We start from the raw sequence: 2031 nt of genomic DNA, 5'->3' as shown, positions 1-2031 counted from the left end.
TTGCCGTAGACCCAGCCGGTCGCGGGGCCGAACGGGGCGTAGCCGGCCTGGTTGAGCAGCACCGTGCGGCTGCCGCCCGGAGTAGCTGACTATAGGCGGAACGGTGGGTGTCCTCGTCTCAGCGCGGCGCCCGGCCTCAGGCAGACGACCCTTTAGCCGCTTGCCCCACCGTAGTGCTCGCTCAAATGCTGTTCGAATGGCGCCAGCGTCAACTCATACCAAAGCGCGTCCGCGCGCACCATGGCCTCCAATGATCGAGTATCGTCGTAGCGGTTGCGCCGCCATGAAGCGACACACTCACCACCAGCGGCGATGATGATGCTTTCATGCTCAGTCTTTCTGCTTGCCGGCCCCAGATAACAAAAAATCTCAAGCATCATCAGCGGCCAATACACCGTAGGAGGTACAACAAAGTTCTCCGCGTGTTTCTGCTGAAGCGCAACTACGTCGGGCTCAACGATGATGGCCAAGTCCATAGCGACAGGCTTTACATAAGAGTTGACACCCTTCTTCTTGCGAAAGACCTTGAACCCTAGCGAGCCGTAAACATCCGACATGACGGCGTTCAGCACCTCTTTTCGAAGTTCGATCTTGTCAGCCGGACGCAGCGAGATCGCTGGCTCAGAATAAATCCTGCAAACGCCTTGTCGCTCTTCATGCATCGCCTCTCGTAATGCAGAGGCGTGAAATTCGATGATCGCCTCATACTTGGCTCTGTTGACAGATCTCAACGCCGTGCTTTTCAGAAGGCTAGGCAACCGCGAATCTTGAACTATCTCCTCCCAGGCCCGGTCCCGCTCCGCGAGCGACAATCCTTCCAGCAAGGGAAGCCTCTGGTTCAACTCATCTCGGAGAACGCAGTATCGCTTGAACGCTTCATCGCTGGAGTGAGCCTCTATGTCGGCGTCATAGGACGCAGATCCATATACGCGCTTCCTGAAGTTAACCTCAGCTTGGACCCCGGAAAACCCATTCCTCATAAATTGCTAATCGATATAGCGCCCGGAAATCTGATTATCCTTCACGTAATCAGACCAAATTTCGGAAGCGCTAGGACGTTCTAGTCTATTCACAGCTATTTAACCGGCCCATCATCCACGAGCAGCCAGCGATCATTTTTCCAGTAATAGACGAACTCAACCTTACAACCAGAAATCACTTGACCGTTATGCATCAAAACCCCCTTAAGCCAACCATGCTTGATCACAACTTCTTTGCTGGCCGTCGCTTCATACACGACAATCTGGGAAAAAGATTTGTAATCACCATCTGCGCGATAGATAGCTGTTGGCACAACAGCGACCTCTGAGGGCACCCTTATCTTCGCAAGTCTTCGAAATTCTTCATTGACAGTGGCATTGTCCGGATACCCTTCACAGCCGCAAGCAAGTAGAACAAACGCAGCCAGCGTCACGCACGACAACTTTTTGAGGTCTATTTTGAACATGCGCGCGCACACTCTTGGCCAAGTTGTTCAATAGGAGCTTTCATAGGCCTATCCCCCGGCAGCGAGTTACCAGTGCAGAAGCCTTTTTCATTGTGTTCAAGATCAGACATCTGGAAAGCCCAAGGACCACCATCGCGAATCTTTGGAACCAATAACATCAAATCATGCCGCACAAAACCCCAACCTTCGTTCACTACCCCAAGAACGCGACCTGCATTTGACCCTAGCGTTTTCTCTCGCGCCATCATGCAGCTGGTGACGCAGTGACGCATAGCATCGTTAGGGTCACCCCGGACTCGTGGGTAACGCTCATTGGCCCAATCCCGAATACCTCGGGCCCGTTCATATGTTTCTCGAATGTCCTTTGCATCTCGGCGACCCATACGCTCTAGAGTTCCGTCGACATAGATCGAGATGACCTCAAGCCCATGAGGATCAACATAATGCAGCGGCCTCCCATTAACATATGCATATGTACTAATCCCAGCATTCAATCCTATGGGATCACTCTGCACATACCGCCCACTCCCCGCATCGTAATCCCGGAAGTAGTTGTAATTCAGCCCCGTCGCCGCGTCATAGCG

General features: G+C 53.0%; 3 protein-coding genes. All 3 read right to left on the bottom strand.

Annotation, left to right across the window (positions count from 1 at the left end; translation table 11 throughout):
- Nucleotides 1-152: 152 nt before the first annotated feature.
- Nucleotides 153-824 (bottom strand): hypothetical protein, encoded by a 672-nt coding sequence (locus V1318_RS21645; RefSeq protein WP_332941842.1) that lies wholly within the window; start codon nt 822-824, stop codon nt 153-155.
- A gap of 251 nt (nt 825-1075) precedes the next feature.
- The gene (locus V1318_RS21640; protein ID WP_332941841.1) at nt 1076-1447 is read right to left on the bottom strand and encodes a hypothetical protein; all 372 of its coding nucleotides are present in this window, start codon (nt 1445-1447) and stop codon (nt 1076-1078) included.
- Nucleotides 1435-2031: RHS repeat-associated core domain-containing protein (locus tag V1318_RS21635; protein ID WP_332941840.1), on the bottom strand; the 597-nt coding region annotated here is incomplete at its 5' end. The genes V1318_RS21635 and V1318_RS21640, both read right to left, overlap by 13 nt.

The sequence above is a fragment of the Lysobacter sp. CCNWLW3 genome, assembly GCF_036697405.1.
Classification (GTDB): Bacteria; Pseudomonadota; Gammaproteobacteria; order Xanthomonadales; family Xanthomonadaceae; genus Lysobacter.
The sequence above is the reverse complement of the archived record's forward strand: the minus strand, read 5'-3'. Positions and strand labels throughout refer to the sequence as shown.

What these genes read in the sequence shown, in the direction of transcription:
- V1318_RS21640 (WP_332941841.1), bottom strand. Translation starts at nt 1,447, where the DNA reads ATGTTCAAAATAGACCTCAAAAAGTTGTCGTGCGTGACGCTGGCTGCG.